The sequence below is a fragment of the Methylopila jiangsuensis genome (assembly GCF_027922305.1).
Lineage (GTDB): Bacteria > Pseudomonadota > Alphaproteobacteria > Rhizobiales > Methylopilaceae > Methylopila > Methylopila jiangsuensis.
The window spans coordinates 309,901-324,962 of the sequence record NZ_BSFK01000016.1 but is presented as its reverse complement, the minus strand read 5'-3'; the positions used below and the strand labels follow the sequence as shown (position 1 = coordinate 324,962).

The 15,062-nt window shown below is 71.6% G+C and carries 14 protein-coding genes; 9 read left to right on the top strand and 5 right to left on the bottom strand.

Annotated elements, in window-relative coordinates:
- Positions 1-51: 51 nt before the first annotated feature.
- The gene (gene dnaN / locus PKE85_RS14375; protein ID WP_271205455.1) at positions 52-1,170 is read right to left on the bottom strand and encodes a DNA polymerase III subunit beta; all 1,119 of its coding nucleotides are present in this window, start codon (positions 1,168-1,170) and stop codon (positions 52-54) included.
- 249 nt (positions 1,171-1,419) lie between these two features.
- Between dnaN and PKE85_RS14370 the strand changes: the two genes are divergently transcribed.
- The 3 genes from PKE85_RS14370 to PKE85_RS14360 all read left to right on the top strand — a co-directional run bounded on the left by PKE85_RS14370 (position 1,420) and on the right by PKE85_RS14360 (position 4,420).
- Positions 1,420-2,205, top strand: a complete 786-nt coding sequence (locus PKE85_RS14370; RefSeq protein WP_271205454.1) for a mechanosensitive ion channel family protein — start codon at positions 1,420-1,422, stop codon at positions 2,203-2,205.
- A 116-nt stretch (positions 2,206-2,321) separates the two neighbouring features.
- The gene (locus PKE85_RS14365; protein WP_271205453.1) at positions 2,322-3,482 is read left to right on the top strand and encodes a Gfo/Idh/MocA family protein; all 1,161 of its coding nucleotides are present in this window, start codon (positions 2,322-2,324) and stop codon (positions 3,480-3,482) included.
- Positions 3,479-4,420, top strand: a complete 942-nt coding sequence (locus tag PKE85_RS14360; RefSeq protein WP_271205452.1) for a DUF6492 family protein — start codon at positions 3,479-3,481, stop codon at positions 4,418-4,420. The genes PKE85_RS14365 and PKE85_RS14360 overlap by 4 nt, the downstream gene beginning before the upstream one ends.
- Before the next feature lie 28 nt (positions 4,421-4,448).
- On the opposite strand, the gene mutM is transcribed toward PKE85_RS14360, so the two are convergent.
- Positions 4,449-5,315 carry a bifunctional DNA-formamidopyrimidine glycosylase/DNA-(apurinic or apyrimidinic site) lyase gene (gene mutM / locus PKE85_RS14355; RefSeq protein ID WP_271205451.1) on the bottom strand — a complete coding sequence of 289 codons (867 nt, stop codon included), beginning with the start codon at positions 5,313-5,315 and terminating at the stop codon, positions 4,449-4,451.
- 107 nt (positions 5,316-5,422) lie between these two features.
- Between mutM and ubiE the strand changes: the two genes are divergently transcribed.
- The 6 genes from ubiE to cysK all read left to right on the top strand — a co-directional run bounded on the left by ubiE (position 5,423) and on the right by cysK (position 11,110).
- A complete protein-coding gene (gene ubiE, locus PKE85_RS14350; RefSeq protein WP_271205450.1) occupies positions 5,423-6,193 on the top strand; it encodes a bifunctional demethylmenaquinone methyltransferase/2-methoxy-6-polyprenyl-1,4-benzoquinol methylase UbiE in 771 nt (256 codons plus the stop codon).
- A gap of 19 nt (positions 6,194-6,212) precedes the next feature.
- Positions 6,213-7,778: a 2-polyprenylphenol 6-hydroxylase gene (ubiB, locus tag PKE85_RS14345; RefSeq protein WP_271205449.1), complete on the top strand. Its 1,566-nt coding sequence runs from the start codon at positions 6,213-6,215 to the stop codon at positions 7,776-7,778.
- A 66-nt stretch (positions 7,779-7,844) separates the two neighbouring features.
- Positions 7,845-9,059, top strand: a complete 1,215-nt coding sequence (coaBC, locus tag PKE85_RS14340) for a bifunctional phosphopantothenoylcysteine decarboxylase/phosphopantothenate--cysteine ligase CoaBC (protein ID WP_271205448.1) — start codon at positions 7,845-7,847, stop codon at positions 9,057-9,059.
- Complete coding sequence (gene dut / locus PKE85_RS14335) at positions 9,056-9,505, top strand: dUTP diphosphatase (protein ID WP_271205447.1); 450 nt, start codon at positions 9,056-9,058, stop codon at positions 9,503-9,505. The genes coaBC and dut overlap by 4 nt, the downstream gene beginning before the upstream one ends.
- Before the next feature lie 19 nt (positions 9,506-9,524).
- On the top strand, positions 9,525-9,992 hold the full coding sequence (locus PKE85_RS14330; protein WP_271205446.1) for an RrF2 family transcriptional regulator: 468 nt from the start codon (positions 9,525-9,527) through the stop codon (positions 9,990-9,992).
- Positions 9,993-10,123: 131 nt separating this feature from the next.
- Positions 10,124-11,110 carry a cysteine synthase A gene (cysK, locus tag PKE85_RS14325; RefSeq protein WP_271205445.1) on the top strand — a complete coding sequence of 329 codons (987 nt, stop codon included), beginning with the start codon at positions 10,124-10,126 and terminating at the stop codon, positions 11,108-11,110.
- A gap of 86 nt (positions 11,111-11,196) precedes the next feature.
- Here the strand turns inward: cysK and PKE85_RS14320 are convergent, their stop codons facing one another.
- From PKE85_RS14320 to PKE85_RS14310, 3 genes are all read right to left on the bottom strand, one after another.
- The gene (locus tag PKE85_RS14320; protein WP_271205444.1) at positions 11,197-11,484 is read right to left on the bottom strand and encodes a DUF2218 domain-containing protein; all 288 of its coding nucleotides are present in this window, start codon (positions 11,482-11,484) and stop codon (positions 11,197-11,199) included.
- Positions 11,485-11,584: 100 nt separating this feature from the next.
- A complete protein-coding gene (locus tag PKE85_RS14315; RefSeq protein ID WP_271205443.1) occupies positions 11,585-13,960 on the bottom strand; it encodes a TonB-dependent receptor in 2,376 nt (791 codons plus the stop codon).
- A gap of 78 nt (positions 13,961-14,038) precedes the next feature.
- Positions 14,039-15,034 carry a FecR family protein gene (locus PKE85_RS14310; RefSeq protein ID WP_271205442.1) on the bottom strand — a complete coding sequence of 332 codons (996 nt, stop codon included), beginning with the start codon at positions 15,032-15,034 and terminating at the stop codon, positions 14,039-14,041.
- Positions 15,035-15,062: the final 28 nt, after the last annotated feature.

Here is a 15,062-nt window from a genome sequence, read left to right as displayed (position 1 = left end):
GGACCGACGAGCCCGGACAGGAGGGCGACGTTTTCGGCGCTGCCCCGATCCTCACACCCGCATCGGCATCAGCACGTAGAGCGCCGGGGCGTCGTCGCGGTCCTGAACGAGGGTGGGCGAGCCGGGATCGGCGAGGCGGATCAGCGCGGTGTCGCCGTCGAGCTGGTCGGCGATGTCGAGCAGGTAGCGGGAGTTGAAGCCGATATCGAGCGGATCGGCGTCATAATCCACCTCGATCTCCTCGGTGGCGTTGCCGCTGTCCGGGTTGGTCACGGTCAGCACCAGCTTGCGGTCGGCGAGCGAGAGCTTCACCGCCCGGCCGCGCTCGGACGAGATGGTGGAGACGCGGTCCACCGCGCTCTTGAACTCCAGGCGGTCCACGGTCAGGCGCTTGTCGTTGCCGGACGGGATGACGCGGCCGTAGTCCGGGAAGGTGCCGTCGATCAGCTTGGAGGTCAGCACCACCGGGCCGAAGGACACCCGGATCTTGGTGGGCGACAGCTCCACCTGGACCTCGCCCTCCGGGTCGTCGATCAGGCGCTGGATCTCGGCCACCGTCTTGCGGGGCACGATCACGCCCGGCATGCCGTCGGCGCCGGGAGGGGCCGGGGTCTCGACCCGGGCGAGGCGGTGACCGTCGGTGGCGACCGCCCGCAGCAGCGAGGCGCCGCCCACGTCCACGGTGTGGAAATAGATGCCGTTGAGGTAGTAGCGCGTCTCCTCGGTGGAGATCGCGAACTGGGTCTTGTCGATCAGGCGCTTGAACTCCGCCGCGCCGACCGCGAAGCGGGTGGGCAGTTCGCCCGGCGCCAGATCGGGGAAGTCGCTGTCCGGCAGGGTCTGCAGCGTGAAGCGCGAACGCCCGGCGCGGATCACCAGCGTGCCGCGCTCGCCGCCCACCTCCAGCGACACCTGCGCGCCGTCCGGCAGCTTGCGCACGATGTCGTAGAAGGTGTGGGCGGGCACGGTGGTGGCGCCGGGCTGGGCCACCTCGGCCGCCACCGTCTCCACCATCTCGATGTCGAGATCGGTCGCCTGCAGCCTGAGGCCGCCGTCGCCGGCCTTCAGCAGCACGTTCGCGAGGATCGGTATGGTGTTCCGCCGCTCCACCACACGGTGGACATGGGACAGCGCCTTGAGAAGAGCCGCCCGCTCGAGGGTCGCGCGCATGAGGGTCAGTCCCCGCTTTGACGTCATGATGGGACCGGCCGCCGCCGCAGCGCGGGCGGCGCGGACGATCCGGAAGGCATGCGGCGGCGCCGCGTAAGGACTGGCGACATTGCCCAAGGCTGCGGCGGGACGCAAGCGGGCGGACGGGTTGCGGCGACGCCCCGACGCGCTAGGTCGCTCGTCATCCACCGACAACAGCGGGCCCTGCGCCAGGATCAGGCGCGGCGGCGCGCCGAACCGGAGCCGCCCATGCCCCACATCCCCGTCGACTTCACCTTCCTCACCAATCTCGTGGTGGTCTACGGCGTCAACGTGCTGGGCGCGATCGTGCTGGCGGTGGCGGGCTTCTGGGTCGCGGGCCTGGTGGAGCGCGGACTGCACCGGGCGCTCTCGGCCTCGAAGCGCATGGACCCGACGGTGGCCTCGTTCCTGGCGAGCCTCGTCCATTACGCGATCCTGGCGGTGGTGCTGGTGGCGATCCTGCAATTGATCGGCATCCAGGCCACCAGCCTGATCGCCGTGCTGGGCGCCGCCTCGCTCGCCATCGGCCTCGCGCTGCAGGGCACGCTGTCCAACATGGCGGCGGGGGTGATGCTGCTGCTGTTCCGCCCGTTCAAGCTCGGCGACCAGATCGAGGTGGCGAACAAAAGCGGCGCGGTGCGCGACCTGAACCTGTTCTTCACCGAACTCGCGAGCGGCGACAACGTGCAGGTGCTGATCCCGAACGCGCAGGTCTGGGGCGCGGCCATGACCAACCTGTCGCGCTATCCCACGCGGCGCGTGGAGACCACGTTCAGCGCCCCCGCGGACCGGGACGCCGATCAGGCCGCGCAGGAGATCGAAGCCTATCTGGCGGCCAACCCCCACGCGCTCGTCGCGCCCGCCCCGGTGGTGACGCCCACGGGCTTCGCCGACGGCGCCTGGGAGATGAACGTGAAGGTCTGGGCCAACGCCCCGGAGGTGGCGGCGCTGAAGGCCGATCTGGTGCGCTACGCCCGCGACCGCGCCATGGCGCAGCCCCTGTCCGCGTCGTGAGGCGGGGAAGGCCCCGGATGGCGCGCTCCTGCGAGCTCCATCAGGGCTTTTAGCCCTTCCGCAAGGTTCCGCCGTCAAGACTGCCGCGCGAGCGTCATGTCCTTGAGGGCGATTCCATGTCGACAGGCCCCGCGACGGGGATCGCGGTGGTCGGCTGCGGTTACGTGGCCGACTACTACCGCCAGTGCTTTCCGCTCCATCCCGGTCTGCGGCTCGTGGGCGTGTGGGACCGGGACGCCGAGCGGCTCGGGGTCTATTCCCGCTACTGGAGCGACCGGGCCTACCGCGCGCTGGACGAGGCGCTGTCGGACCGCGAGGTCGCGATCGTCGTCAACCTCACCACGCCCGAGAGCCACGCCGAGGTGACGGCGCAGGCCATCGCCGCCGGCAAGCACGTCTATTCCGAAAAGCCGCTCGGCATGACCACCGCCGAGGCGGAGCGCATGCGCGACGCCGCGCGGGCCGCGGGCGTGCGGCTCTCCACCGCCCCCTGCAACGTGCTGGGGGAAAGCGCCCAGACCGCCTGGGCCGCGGTGCGGCGCGGCGACGTGGGCCGGGTGGCGCTCGCCTACGCCGAGCTCGACGACGGCATGATCCACCGCACCGACTACAAGAGCTGGCTCAGCGTCAGCGGGCGGCCCTGGCCGGCGCGCAACGAGTTCGAGACCGGCTGCACCTTCGAGCACGCCGGCTACGCCATCACCGTGTTCGCCGCCATGTTCGGCCCGGTGCGGCGGGTGACCTCGTTCTCGTCGCTGCTGATCCCCGACAAGCGCACGGAGCCGCCGCTGCCTCACCCGGCGCCGGATTTCTCCGTCGGCTGCCTGGAGTTCGACGGCGGCGTCGTGGCGCGGATCACCAACTCCATCGTCGCGCCCTATGATCACCGCATGCGGATCATCGGCGAGGACGGGACGCTGGAGATGAAGGAGCCGTGGGATTACGCTTCGCCCGTCCGGCTGCGGAAGTCGCAGCAGGGCCGGCTCGGGCGCATGCTGGAGCGCCGCTTCGGCGCCGGCTTCGCGGCCTCCACCCTGCCGCCGCTGCGCAAGATCGCGCTGCGTCGGGGACGCGGCCGGCCGACCATGGATTTCGCCCGCGGCGTGGCCGAACTGGCCGAGGCCGTCCGCGACGGCCGCCGCTGCCGGCTGGACGAGGACTTCGCCGTGCATGTGACGGAGGTGACCGAGATGCTGCAGCACCCGGAGCGCTTCGCGCGTCCCGCCGTCGTGCGCTCCACCTTCGCGCCGATCGCCCCCATGGACTGGGCCACATGACGGCGGCGACCGGCGGAGCGCCGCTCACCGCGCGCCTTTCCACCTGCTCGTTCAAGGGCGATTTCGAGGCCTGCCGGGCGCTGTGCGCCAGCGTGGACCGCTTCGTGGCGCCCGAGATCGAGCACTGGCTGATCGTGCCGACCCGCGACCTGCCGCTGTTCGCGCCCCTGGCCGGGCCGCGCCGCCGGGTGGCGTCCGAGGACGACTATCTGCCGCGCGGGTTCTTCCGGGCGCCCATGCCGTCGCCGCGCTGGCGCGCGCGCCTCGGCCTGCCGCGCCGCAACGTCTATCTCACGCCCTACAGCCTGCCGGTGCGCGGCTGGATCGCGCAGCAGATGATCAAGATCGCCGCCACCGCGTCGGCCGCCACCGACATCGTGGTGCATGTGGACAGCGACAACGCCTTCATCCGCCCGTTCGGGCCGGAGCGGATCATCCGCGGCGACAGGGTCCGGCTCTACCGCGATCCGAAGCCCACGGACACGCCCGGCCACCGGCTGTGGCACGCCGCCGCCGGCCGGCTGCTTGGCCTGCCGGCGAGCGACTTCTACGACGCGGAGTACATCGACGCGCTGGTGGTGTGGCGGCGCTCCTCGCTTCTCGCCATGATCGCGCGGATCGAGCAGGTCACGGGCAAGCGCTGGGACGTGGCGCTGGCGCGCACGCCGCATTTCGCGGAATACGTGCTCTACGGCGTCCATGCGGACAAGGTGACCGGGCTCGACGCCGCCGGCCTCTACGCCGACGACCGCTCGCTGTGCCATTCCCGCTGGACGGAAGGGTTCGCGGACGCGGCCGACGAGGACGCCTTCGTGGCCGCGGTGCGTCCGGAGCAGGTGTCCTGCCTGATCCAGTCCACCATCCCGCTGTCGCTGGAGCGGCGGCTCGATCTCTACCGCCGGGTGGAGGCGGAAGCCGCGCGGCAGGACCGCGGCTGAAATCGCTCCTGACGGTCCGGAGGGCCCGTCAGCGCTGGCAGCGGGCGCAGAAGAAGGTGGAGCGGCCGGTCTGGACCACGCGCTCCACCACCCCGCCGCAGCCGGGCGTGGGGCAGGGCTGGCCCTCCCGGTCGTAGACCCGGAAGGCGTGCTGGAAGTAGCCCAGCGCGCCGTCGGCGTGGGAGAAGTCCCGCAACGTGGAGCCGCCGCTCGCGATCGCCTCCCCGAGCACCGTGCGGATGTCGGCGGCGAGCCGCTCCGCCTCGGCCGCGGTCAGCGCGCCCGCCGCGCGCAGCGGCGACAGGCCGGCGCGGTGCAGCGCCTCGCACACATAGATGTTGCCGAGGCCTGCGATCAGCCGCTGGTCCAGCAGCGCGGCCTTGAGGCTGGTCTTCTTGGTCCCGAACAGCGCCTTCAGCCGCGCGCCGTCGAGCGCGTTTCCGAGCGGCTCCAGCCCCACATGGCGGAACAGCGGATGCGCCTCCAGCCCCGCGCGGGGGATCAGCGCCATGAAGCCGAAGCGGCGGGGGTCGTTGTAGGTGACCACGGCGCCGCCTTCGAGCCGGAAGGCCACGTGGTCGTGCGCCGCGGCCTTGGAGCGGGGATGATGGAACGCGCCCGGCGCGGCGGCGGCGCCTTCGTCCCTCTCCACCCGGAACGAGCCGGACATGCCGAGATGCATCACCAGCGTCTCGCCGTCGTCCAGATCGGCCAGCAGATATTTGGCGCGCCGCCCGAGCGCGGCGATGGTCCGCCCCGCGAGCCGCTCGGCGAAGCGCTCCGGGAACGGGAAGCGCAGGTCCGGCCGCCGGGCCTCGACGCTCAGGATGCGGCGGCCTTCCATGGCGGGCGCGAGGCCCCGGCGCACCGTCTCCACTTCGGGCAGTTCGGGCATGCGCGGGCGCCTCGTCGGACAGGGGCCGCCTGTCTAGCGCCCGGAGACGGCCCGCGCTAGGTTCCGCCCCGTTCAGGGCGCGCGCCGCCCCCGCAGCAGGACCGCCCATGACCCGCCCCGACGCCGAGACCGACGCCACTCACTTCGGCTATTCCGAAGTGCCGCTGTCGCGCAAGCAGGGGCTGGTGGACGACGTGTTCCACAAGGTGGCCTCCCGCTACGACCTGATGAACGACCTCATGTCCGGCGGCCTGCACCGGGCGTGGAAGTCCGCCATGGTGACGGCGCTCGGCCTGCCCCGCGGCCCGCGGAGCTTCAGGCTTCTGGACGTGGCCGGCGGCACCGGCGACATCGCCTTCCGGGCGCTGAAGCGCGGCGGGCCGGGCGTGGGCGTCACCGTGTTCGATATCAACGGCGCCATGCTGGACGTGGGCCGGGCCCGCGCCCGCGACCTGAAGCTCGACGACCGGATCGAGTTCGTGCAGGGCAACGCCGAGGAGCTGCCGTTCGAGAGCGGCGCGTTCGACGCCGTCACCATCGCCTTCGGCATCCGCAACGTGCCGCGCATCCCGCTGGCGCTGAAGGAGATGCGCCGCGTGCTGAAGCCGGGCGGCCGGGCGCTGGTGCTGGAGTTCTCCAAGGTGGACGTGCCGGGCCTCGACAAGGTCTACGACGCCTTCTCCTTCGGCGTGATCCCGCAGATCGGCAGGCTGGTGGCCGGCGACGCCGAGCCCTACCAGTATCTGGTGGAATCGATCCGCCGCTTCCCCGACGCCGAGACCTTCGCCGACATGATGCGCGAGGCCGGCTTCGACCAGGTCAGCGCCACGCCCTACACCGGCGGCGTCGCGGCGCTGCACATGGGCTTCCGGATTTGAGCGGGACGGTCCCCCGCCCATGCTGAGCGCGCCCGCCAATTTCGCCCGCCTGATCCGGGCTGGCTTCGTCATGGCGCGCGAGGGCGCGCTCCGGCTCGCCGACCCCATCGACCTGCCGCCGGCGATCCGCACCCTGCTCCGCCTCGGCCGGCTGATCGAGAAGCGCGGCGCGGCCGACGGCGGGGTGGGCCTCGCCCGCGCGCTGCAGCGGCTCGGGCCGTCCTACGTCAAGCTCGGCCAGTTCCTCGCCACCCGGCCGGACGTGGTGGGGGTGCGCACCGCGCGCGATCTCGAACGGCTGCAGGACAATGTGGACCCGTTCCCGCGGGAGATCGCGGAAGCGGCGGTGGCGGAGGCGCTGGGCGCGCCGGTTTCGGAGCTGTTCGTCAGCTTCGGCGAGCCGGTCGCCGCGGCCTCGATCGCGCAGGTGCATCCGGCGGTGGTGCGCGACGCGCTGGGCGAGCGCCGGGTGGCGGTGAAGGTGCTCAGGCCCGGCGTGCCGCGCCGCTTCGCCCGCGACCTCAAGGCCTTCTACGCCAGCGCCCGGCTGATCGAGCGCCTTGTCCCGAAGACCCGGCGGCTGAAGCCGGTCACGGTGGTGGAGACGCTCGCCCGCTCGGTCGCCATGGAGATGGACCTGCGGCTCGAAGCCGCCGCTTTGTCCGAGATCGCGGAGAACACCGCCGCCGATCCCGCCTTCCGGGTGCCGGCGGTGGACTGGGAGCGCACCGCCCGCGGCGCGCTGACCATGGAGTGGATCGACGGGGTGAAGCTCTCCGACCGGGAGGCGCTGATCGCCGCCGGCCTCGATCTGCCGGCGCTCGGCCGCCATGTGATGCAGACCTTCCTGCGCCACGCCATGCGCGACGGCTTCTTCCACGCCGACATGCACCCCGGAAACCTGTTCGTGGACCGGGCCGGCACGCTGATCGCGGTGGATTTCGGCATCACCGGCCGGCTCGGCAAGAAGGAGCGCCGCTTCCTGGCGGAGATCCTGCACGGCTTCATCGTGCGCGACTACCGCCGCATCGCGGAGGTGCATTTCGAGGCGGGCTATGTGCCCTCGGACCAGTCGCTGGACGAGTTCGCCCGCGCGCTCAGGGCCATCGGCGAGCCGATCCACTCCCGCACCGCCGACCAGATCTCCATGGCCAAGCTGCTGACGCTGCTGTTCGAGATCACCGAGCTGTTCCAGATGCAGACCCGGCCCGAGCTCCTGATGCTGCAGAAGACCATGGTGGTGGTGGAGGGCGTGGCGCGCTCGCTCGACCCCCGGCTCGACATGTGGGCCACCGCCGCCCCCGTGGTGCGGGAGTGGCTGGAGCGCAATCTGGGGCCGGTGGGGTTCGTGGAGGAGGCGTCGGGCAACGCGCGCGACCTGCTGCGCGGCCTCGCCCGCGCGCCGGACCTTCTGCTGCGGGTGGAGCGCCTCGCGACCGACATGGAGGACGCCGCCCGCCGCGGCGCGCCGCTCGCGCCCGAAAGCGTGCGGGCGATCGAGCGGGCGACGACGCGCCGTTCGCGGCGCGGCGACCTCGCGCTGTGGGCGATCGCGCTTCTGCTTGCGGCCTATCTGTTCGCATAACGGCGCGCCTGTCATGCTCCCGCGCCCGCGAACCGCTCTCCCGCACCGACAGGACAGCCCGCGTCCATGACCCAGTCCCGCATCCTGCTCGTCATCGGCGGCGGCGTCGCCGCCTACAAGGCGCTGGACCTGATCCGGCGGCTGAAGGAGCGCGGCCATTCCGTGCGCGCCATCCTCACGCCGGCGGCGGCGGAGTTCGTGACGCCGCTGTCGGTGGGGACGCTCACCGCGGAGCCGGTGTTCCAGGACCTGTTCGACCTCACCGCCGAGCAGGACGTGGGCCACATCCGCCTCGCCCGCGACGCCGATCTGGTGGTGATCGCGCCCGCCACCGCGGACCTTCTGGCCAAGATGGCGGCGGGGCTCGCCAACGACCTCGCCTCCACCGCCCTGCTCGCCACCACCGCGCCGGTCCTCGCCGCGCCCGCCATGAACCCGACCATGTGGGCGCACCCCGCGACCCGGCGCAACGTGGACTGGCTAAGAGGCCAGGGCGTCGCCTTCGTGGGGCCGGAGACCGGGCTGATGGCGGAGCGGGGCGAGAGCGGGCTCGGCCGCATGAGCGAGCCGCTCGCCATCGTCGCCGCGGTGGAAGCGGCGCTGAACCGCGACCGGCCGCAGCCGCTGAAGGGCCGGCGCGTGCTCGTGACCTCCGGCCCGACCCATGAGCCCATCGACCCGGTGCGGGTGCTCGCCAACCGCTCGTCCGGCCGGCAGGGCCACGCCCTCGCCGCCGCCGCGGCCGCCGCCGGCGCCGAAGTGACGCTGGTGTCCGGCCCGGTTTCGATCCCCGATCCCGCCGGCGTGCGCGTGGTCAAGGTGGAGAGCGCGCGGGAGATGCAGGCGGCGGTGGACGCCGCGCTGCCGGCCGACCTCGCCATCTTCGCCGCGGCGGTGGCCGACTGGCGGGTGGAGGCGGATTCCGCCCAGAAGATCAAGAAGGGCGCCGGCGGCCCGCCCACGCTCACGCTGGTGGAGAACCCGGACATCCTGGCCGGCGTCGCCCGCCGGGCGGAGGGGCGCCCGCCTCTCGTGGTCGGCTTCGCCGCCGAGACCGAAAACGTGATCGAGCACGCCCGCTCCAAGCTCGCCCGCAAGGGTTGCGACCTGATCGTCGCCAACGACGTGTCGCCGGACAGCGGCGTCATGGGCGGCGACCGCAACACGGTGGCGCTGGTGAGCGCCGAGGAGGTGGAGCGCTGGGACGCCATGAGCAAGCAGGCGGTGGCCGAGGCTCTGGTCGCCCGCTTCGCCGCGCTGCTGGGGGGAACGTCCGCATGATCGAACTGCGCATCCATCGCCTGCCCCATGCGGAGGGCCTCCCCCTCCCCCGCTATGAGACGGAGGCCGCGGCGGGGCTCGATCTCGCCGCCGCGGTGCCGGACGATGCGCCGATTCCCATCGCGCCGGGCGCGCGCGCCCTTGTCCCGACCGGGCTTGCGCTCCAGTTCCCCATGGGCTTCGAGGCCCAGGTCAGGCCGCGGTCGGGGTTGGCGCTCCGGCACGGCGTGACGGTGCTCAACGCGCCCGGGACCATCGACGCGGACTATCGCGGCGAACTGAAGGTGCTGCTCGTGAATTTCGGGCAGGAGACGTTCACCGTGACGCGCGGCGCGCGGATCGCCCAGCTGGTGATGGCTGCGGTGGCGCGCGCCACGCTCGTGGAGGCTGAGACGCTGGACGCCACGTCGCGCGGCGACGGAGGCTTCGGTTCGACTGGACGATGACGCCGGAGGCACACCCCCTATGAACCTGCTGCCGCGCCGCAGCCTTCTCGCCGTCGCCGCCGTCGTCGACATCGCGTATCACGCCCGGCCGACGCCGATCGCCGCCAAGACGCTCGCGGCGCGGCACGGCCTGCCCCCCCGGCATCTGGAGACCCTGCTGCAGGTGCTGGTGCGCTCCGGCATCCTCAAGGGCGTGCGCGGGCCCCGCGGCGGCTACGAGCTGGCGCGCGAGCGCCGCCGCATCACCATCGCCGACATCATCCGCGCCGCCATGGGCGAGGCCGACGACGTGGACCCGATCGACGGCGACGGCGCCGAGGACGACAGCTCCCGGCTGGTGACCTCGGTGGTCAAGCCGATGATCCGTTCGGCCTCGGAGAGCTTTTTGGACAAGCTGGACGAGATCAGCGTCGAGGATCTGTGCCAGGAGGCGGAGCGCCGCCACGTCTTCGGCGACAACCGTCCCGTCTATGATTTTACAATTTAATATAGTGTAATATTCGCTTTATCGACATTCTTATGTGGCTTTGCTAGCGTGACCGGGAAACGAACGGCGCCGGGCCTCCCGCCACATATGACGGCGAAGACGACCCCGGCCTCTGAGGAGACGCCACCGCCATGTCCCAGCCCGCTCTGAAACCCGAAGAAACGGCCGCGCGCGCCCCCGGCCGCGGCCGCATCTATGACAGCGTCACCGAAACCGTCGGCGACACCCCGCTGGTCCGTCTGGACCGGCTGGCCAAGCACAAGGGCGTGAAGGCCAACCTTCTCGCCAAGCTCGAGTTCTTCAACCCGATCGCCAGCGTCAAGGACCGCATCGGCGTCGCCATGATCGACGCGCTGGAGCGCGACGGCGTGCTGAAGCCCGACAGCGTGCTGATCGAGCCCACCTCCGGCAACACCGGCATCGCGCTGGCCTTCACCGCCGCCGCCCGCGGCTACCGCCTGATCCTGGTCATGCCCGAGACCATGTCGATCGAGCGCCGCAAGATGCTGGCGCTGCTGGGCGCGGAGCTGGTGCTGACCGAAGGTCCGAAAGGCATGAAGGGCGCCGTCGCCAAGGCGCAGGAGCTGGTGAAGGAGATCCCGAACGCGATCATTCCGCAGCAGTTCGAGAACCCCGCCAACCCGCAGATCCATCGCGAGACCACCGCGGAGGAGATCTGGACCGACACCGACGGCGCGGTGGATTATTTCATCTCCGGCGTCGGCACCGGCGGCACCATCACCGGCGTCGGCTCGGTGCTGAAGCAGCGCAACCCGTCCGTGCGCATCGTGGCGGTGGAGCCGGAGGATTCCCCGGTGCTCTCCGGCGGCCAGCCCGGCCCGCACAAGATTCAGGGCATCGGCGCCGGCTTCGTGCCCGGCATTCTCGATCGGGCCGTGATCGACGAGGTGGTGACGGTAGGCAACCAGACCGCGTTCGAAACCGCCCGTCTCGTGGCGCGGATCGAGGGCGTGCCGGTGGGCATCTCCTCCGGCGCCGCCATCGCCGCGGCGCTCGAGATCGCCGCCCGGCCCGAGGCCGCCGGCAAGAACATCGTCATCATCATCCCGAGCTTCGCCGAGCGCTACCTGTCCACGGCGCTGTTCGAAGGGCTCTGACCGCTCCGCGAGGGGACATTCGGTCTTCCCTCATGGCTGACGACGCCGCGTCGCGCTCCGCCCGGGCGCGACGCGTGCGGGACGGTTCATCGCCACGGATAGGACAGCGGCGCCTCGCGGAAGCCGAAGCGGTCCACGTGGCGGACCACCACGTCCTTCGCCGCCTCCAGATCGTCCGGCGAGCCGGCGTCGATGACGATGTCGAGCGCGTCCGGAGAGGCCGCGAGCCTCACCACGGCGTCGTTCAGCAGCACGATCCGGGCCTGATCGCCGTCCTTCTCCACGGTGAGCTTGTGGCTCCAGTGGCTGCAGAGTTGCGCCAGATAGCGCGCGGCGTTCACGGTCGGCGTGCGGGCGGAGGCGGTGACGGTCATGGCGTTCTCCTTCGAGCGGGGGGACGTTGAGCAGTCCGCCGGAAACGGGCCCCGCGCAAGCGCCCGGACCTTGCACAGATGCAAGACAGGACAGCATCCGTCAGAATTTGACCTGCGCGGTCGCCAGAAACGACCGGCCGGGCTCGTACAGCGGCGTGACGTTGGGAAACTCGCTGCCGTAGGAGGCGCGGCGGGCGTAGGTCTCGTCGAAGATGTTCCGCACGTCGAGCCGGAGCGTGGTCTCGTAGGGCAGCGTCAGCTTGCGCTCGATGAAGGCGTTGACGATCTGGTAGGCCGGATAGGCGCGGTACCGGCTCGGCCCCTCAGGGTCGGTGAAGGTGGCGGGATTGACCGCCGTGCGCCGATACCTGGGCGTGATCTCCACGTCGCCGCCGATGGTGACGCTCCAGTCCGCGAAGGTGTGGGCCGCCGAGACGGTGAACACGCCGCCGACCGGGGTCGCGATGTAGTTGCCGGTGTCCGTGTCGCCCGGGCGCCCGTTCAGCGTCAGGTCGATATGGGCGTAGCGGACCCGCACGAAGCCGCTCTCCCACGCATAGCCCGCGCCGAGTTCGAAGCCGCGGGTCTCAACGTCGGGCGCCCAGACGGCGCCCGGAACCGTCGGGCCGCCATAGGGGCTCTGATAGTCCAGCGCGAACTTGGCGTTGCGGGCGTTGTCGATGCGGGTCCGGAACACCGAACCGTCGAGGGTGAAGCCCCCGCGCCGCAGCGTCAGACCGGCCGAAACATTGTCCGAAACCGTGGCCCTCAGCCGGCCGCCCGGTCCGTCATAGACCCACGCGGGATTCATGATGAAGTTCTCGGCCAGCGTCACGCCGCCCCAGACGTGGGAGTAGCCGGCCTTCGCCGTCAGCAGGTCCCGGATCAGGTCGTATTCGCCTGAAACGTTGCCGCTGACGCCGGAATGGCTGATGTCCGCGCCGCGACTGTCGTTCACGCCCTCGAACCGCTGGTGGTCAAGGCGGGCGCCGAAACTGAGCCGGACCCGCTCCACGGGCTCCAGCCGCGCCTGGGCGTAGGCGCCAAGATTGGTCATTCGCTCGTTGGACGCGTCCTGCCGGTCCCGGAGCGTCGCCACGTCGTGGCGGAAGCTCACGCCGGCGGTGACCGAGCCGAGCGGCAGCGCGAAGGCGTTCTCCGCCTTGCCGTTCAGGGTGCTGGTGAGGCCCGCGCTGTCGCGGTCGTAGACGAAGCCCACGCCTTTGACGCGCACATAGGTCGGCACCTTCACCTTGGCGGCGCTGTAGGCGAGCACGAGCCTGGGGTCCAGCAAGCCGTCCGGCGCCGTCCGGCTGTAGTTCAGAACCGTGTTCTGGCGCTGGTAGCGGTAGTCGCGCACGTCGGGTTCCGGAGTCTCGCCCTCGGGCAGGGGTCGGGTCACCCTGCCGGCGTTGGCGCGAAACGGGCGGATGGCGTCGTCATAGACATGGTCGTGGCTCAGTTCGAACCGGTGGCCTTCGCCGCTTTCGTAGCCGAGCTTGGCGAGGCCGCTGACGAGGTCCGTCTCCGTGCCGCGCACCCGGTCGCCGCGCCCGTTGCGGTAGTCGCCGCCCCTGGCCCAGTTGAAGGAGCCGAGCGCCTCGAAGCCCTGCCGTTTGCCGAAGGCGGTGACGGACTGTCCGAACACCGCGCCGTTGGAGTTGAACGTGGTTTTCGAGGCCCCGCCATGGCCGTCGGCGTCGTGGCCGAGCACATCCGCCACGTCCTTGGTCTCGTAGGCGATCGCCCCCGCAAGCGCGCCAAAGCCGGCGTCGGCGGGCGCCACGCCCGGATCGACCCGCGCCTGCTTCAGAAGGCTGGGATCCACATAGGTGGTGGCGTTGTGGTGGAACACCTTGTTGTTCTGGGCGGCCCCGTCGATCGTGACCGCGACGTTGGTTTCCTCCACGCCCCGCACATAGACCTTCTGCGACAGCGGGATGGACGAGCCCACCTGCACCCCCGGCTCGCCGGCGAACAGGTCGCCCAGAGTCCGCGGGTTCTTGCGCGCGATGTCCGCCGGCGTCACCGTGAAGGCGCCGGGCGCAGCGGCGGAGACCGCCGGGCCGTGCTCGCCGGTGACGGCGATCTCGTCCAGCGCGATGGCGCCGTCGAGGGCGGGTTCGCTCCGGGCGGCCTCGCCCGGAGCGCTCAGCACCGCGGTGCGCGGGTCGGTGAACGTGGGAACATAGCCCGAGCCCTCCAGCATCCGGGCCAGAGCGTCCTCCGCCGACATCCGACCCGTGACCGCGCGGCTGTGGACCCGGAGGCGCTCAGCCCCCTGCCGCACCACCTGCACGCCGGTGGCGCGGGTGAAATCCGCCAGCGCGGACAAGAGCGGTTTCGAGGGGATGTCGAGGACGTAGGTCGCGGAGCTTCCGGCGGACGCCCCTTGAGCCTCCGCGAGGACCGGCGCGGCGACGACGGCCGTCGACACGCAGCATGCGAGCAGCGCAGCCCTCGTCGTCTGGTTCATCGGTGGCCCACATTCCCCGTCATACGCGACACGGCCATCTGTATGAACGAGCGGGCGCGGCGAACCCCGTAAAAAATCTCAGCGGTAGATGACGGTCGCGAAACCGGGGGCGATCGCCGTCTTCAGGCCCAGCGCCGAGCGCATGGCGGCGAGCACCGCCTCGGGCTCGTCGGCGCTGAACGTGCCCGACAGCCGCATCTCGGCGATGCCGGGGCCTGCGAACACCACACGGCCGGCGGTCATGCGTCCAAGCTCGTCCGCCACCAGCCGGAGCGGGGCGGCGTCCAGCACCAGCAGGCCGCGACGCCATGCGAACAAAGTGGACGGATCCGCAGCCTCCGCGGCGCCCAGCCGGCCGTCGGGCCCGATCTCGACCCGCTCGCCGGGCGCGAGCCGCACCGGCGTCTGGGCTCCGCCATGGGCCGCGGCGAGCACGACGCCATGACCGACCGCGACGCTGCCGGCCGCCACGTCCACCTCGAAGGCGGTGCCGATCGCCCGCGCGTCGAGATCGCCCGCATGGGCCGTGAAGGGTCGGGACGGATCGGGCGCCACCTCGAACCAGACCCGGCCGCGCAGCACCACCACATCGCGGGCGGCGGCGGTGAAGCGTGTGCGGATCGCGGTGTCGCCGTCGAGCTGCAGCCGGGTGCCGTCCTCAAGCAGAGTGGAGACGCGCTCGCCCGGCCGGGTGGCGTAGTCGGCGAAGGCGCGGTCGATCAACCCCACGTCGCGCCAGACCGCCACGGCGGCCAGAGACGCCATGACGGCCCCGGCGAGCCCGGCGCGGCGCAGCCAGCCGCCAAGTCCGAGAGCCGGTCGCGGCGAGGGGCGAGCGGCGGTCGCCGGCCGGGCGCGGCTCGCGCTCAGCGTCCGCGCCGGCGCGGCCAGATCGTCCCAGAGGTCGCGCGTCGCCGCCATCGCCCGCGCATGCGCGGGGTCGGCCTCGAGCCAGCGCTGAAAGGCGCGCCGGTCCTGATCGCTCGCCATTGGATCGTTGAGCCGGACGAACCAGGCCGTCGCCTCGCGCTCGGCCTTTTCGGCCGGATCGCCGTCGTCCTCGTGATACGCCATGCCGCCAGTTCGCTTCCCCGAAACGCTC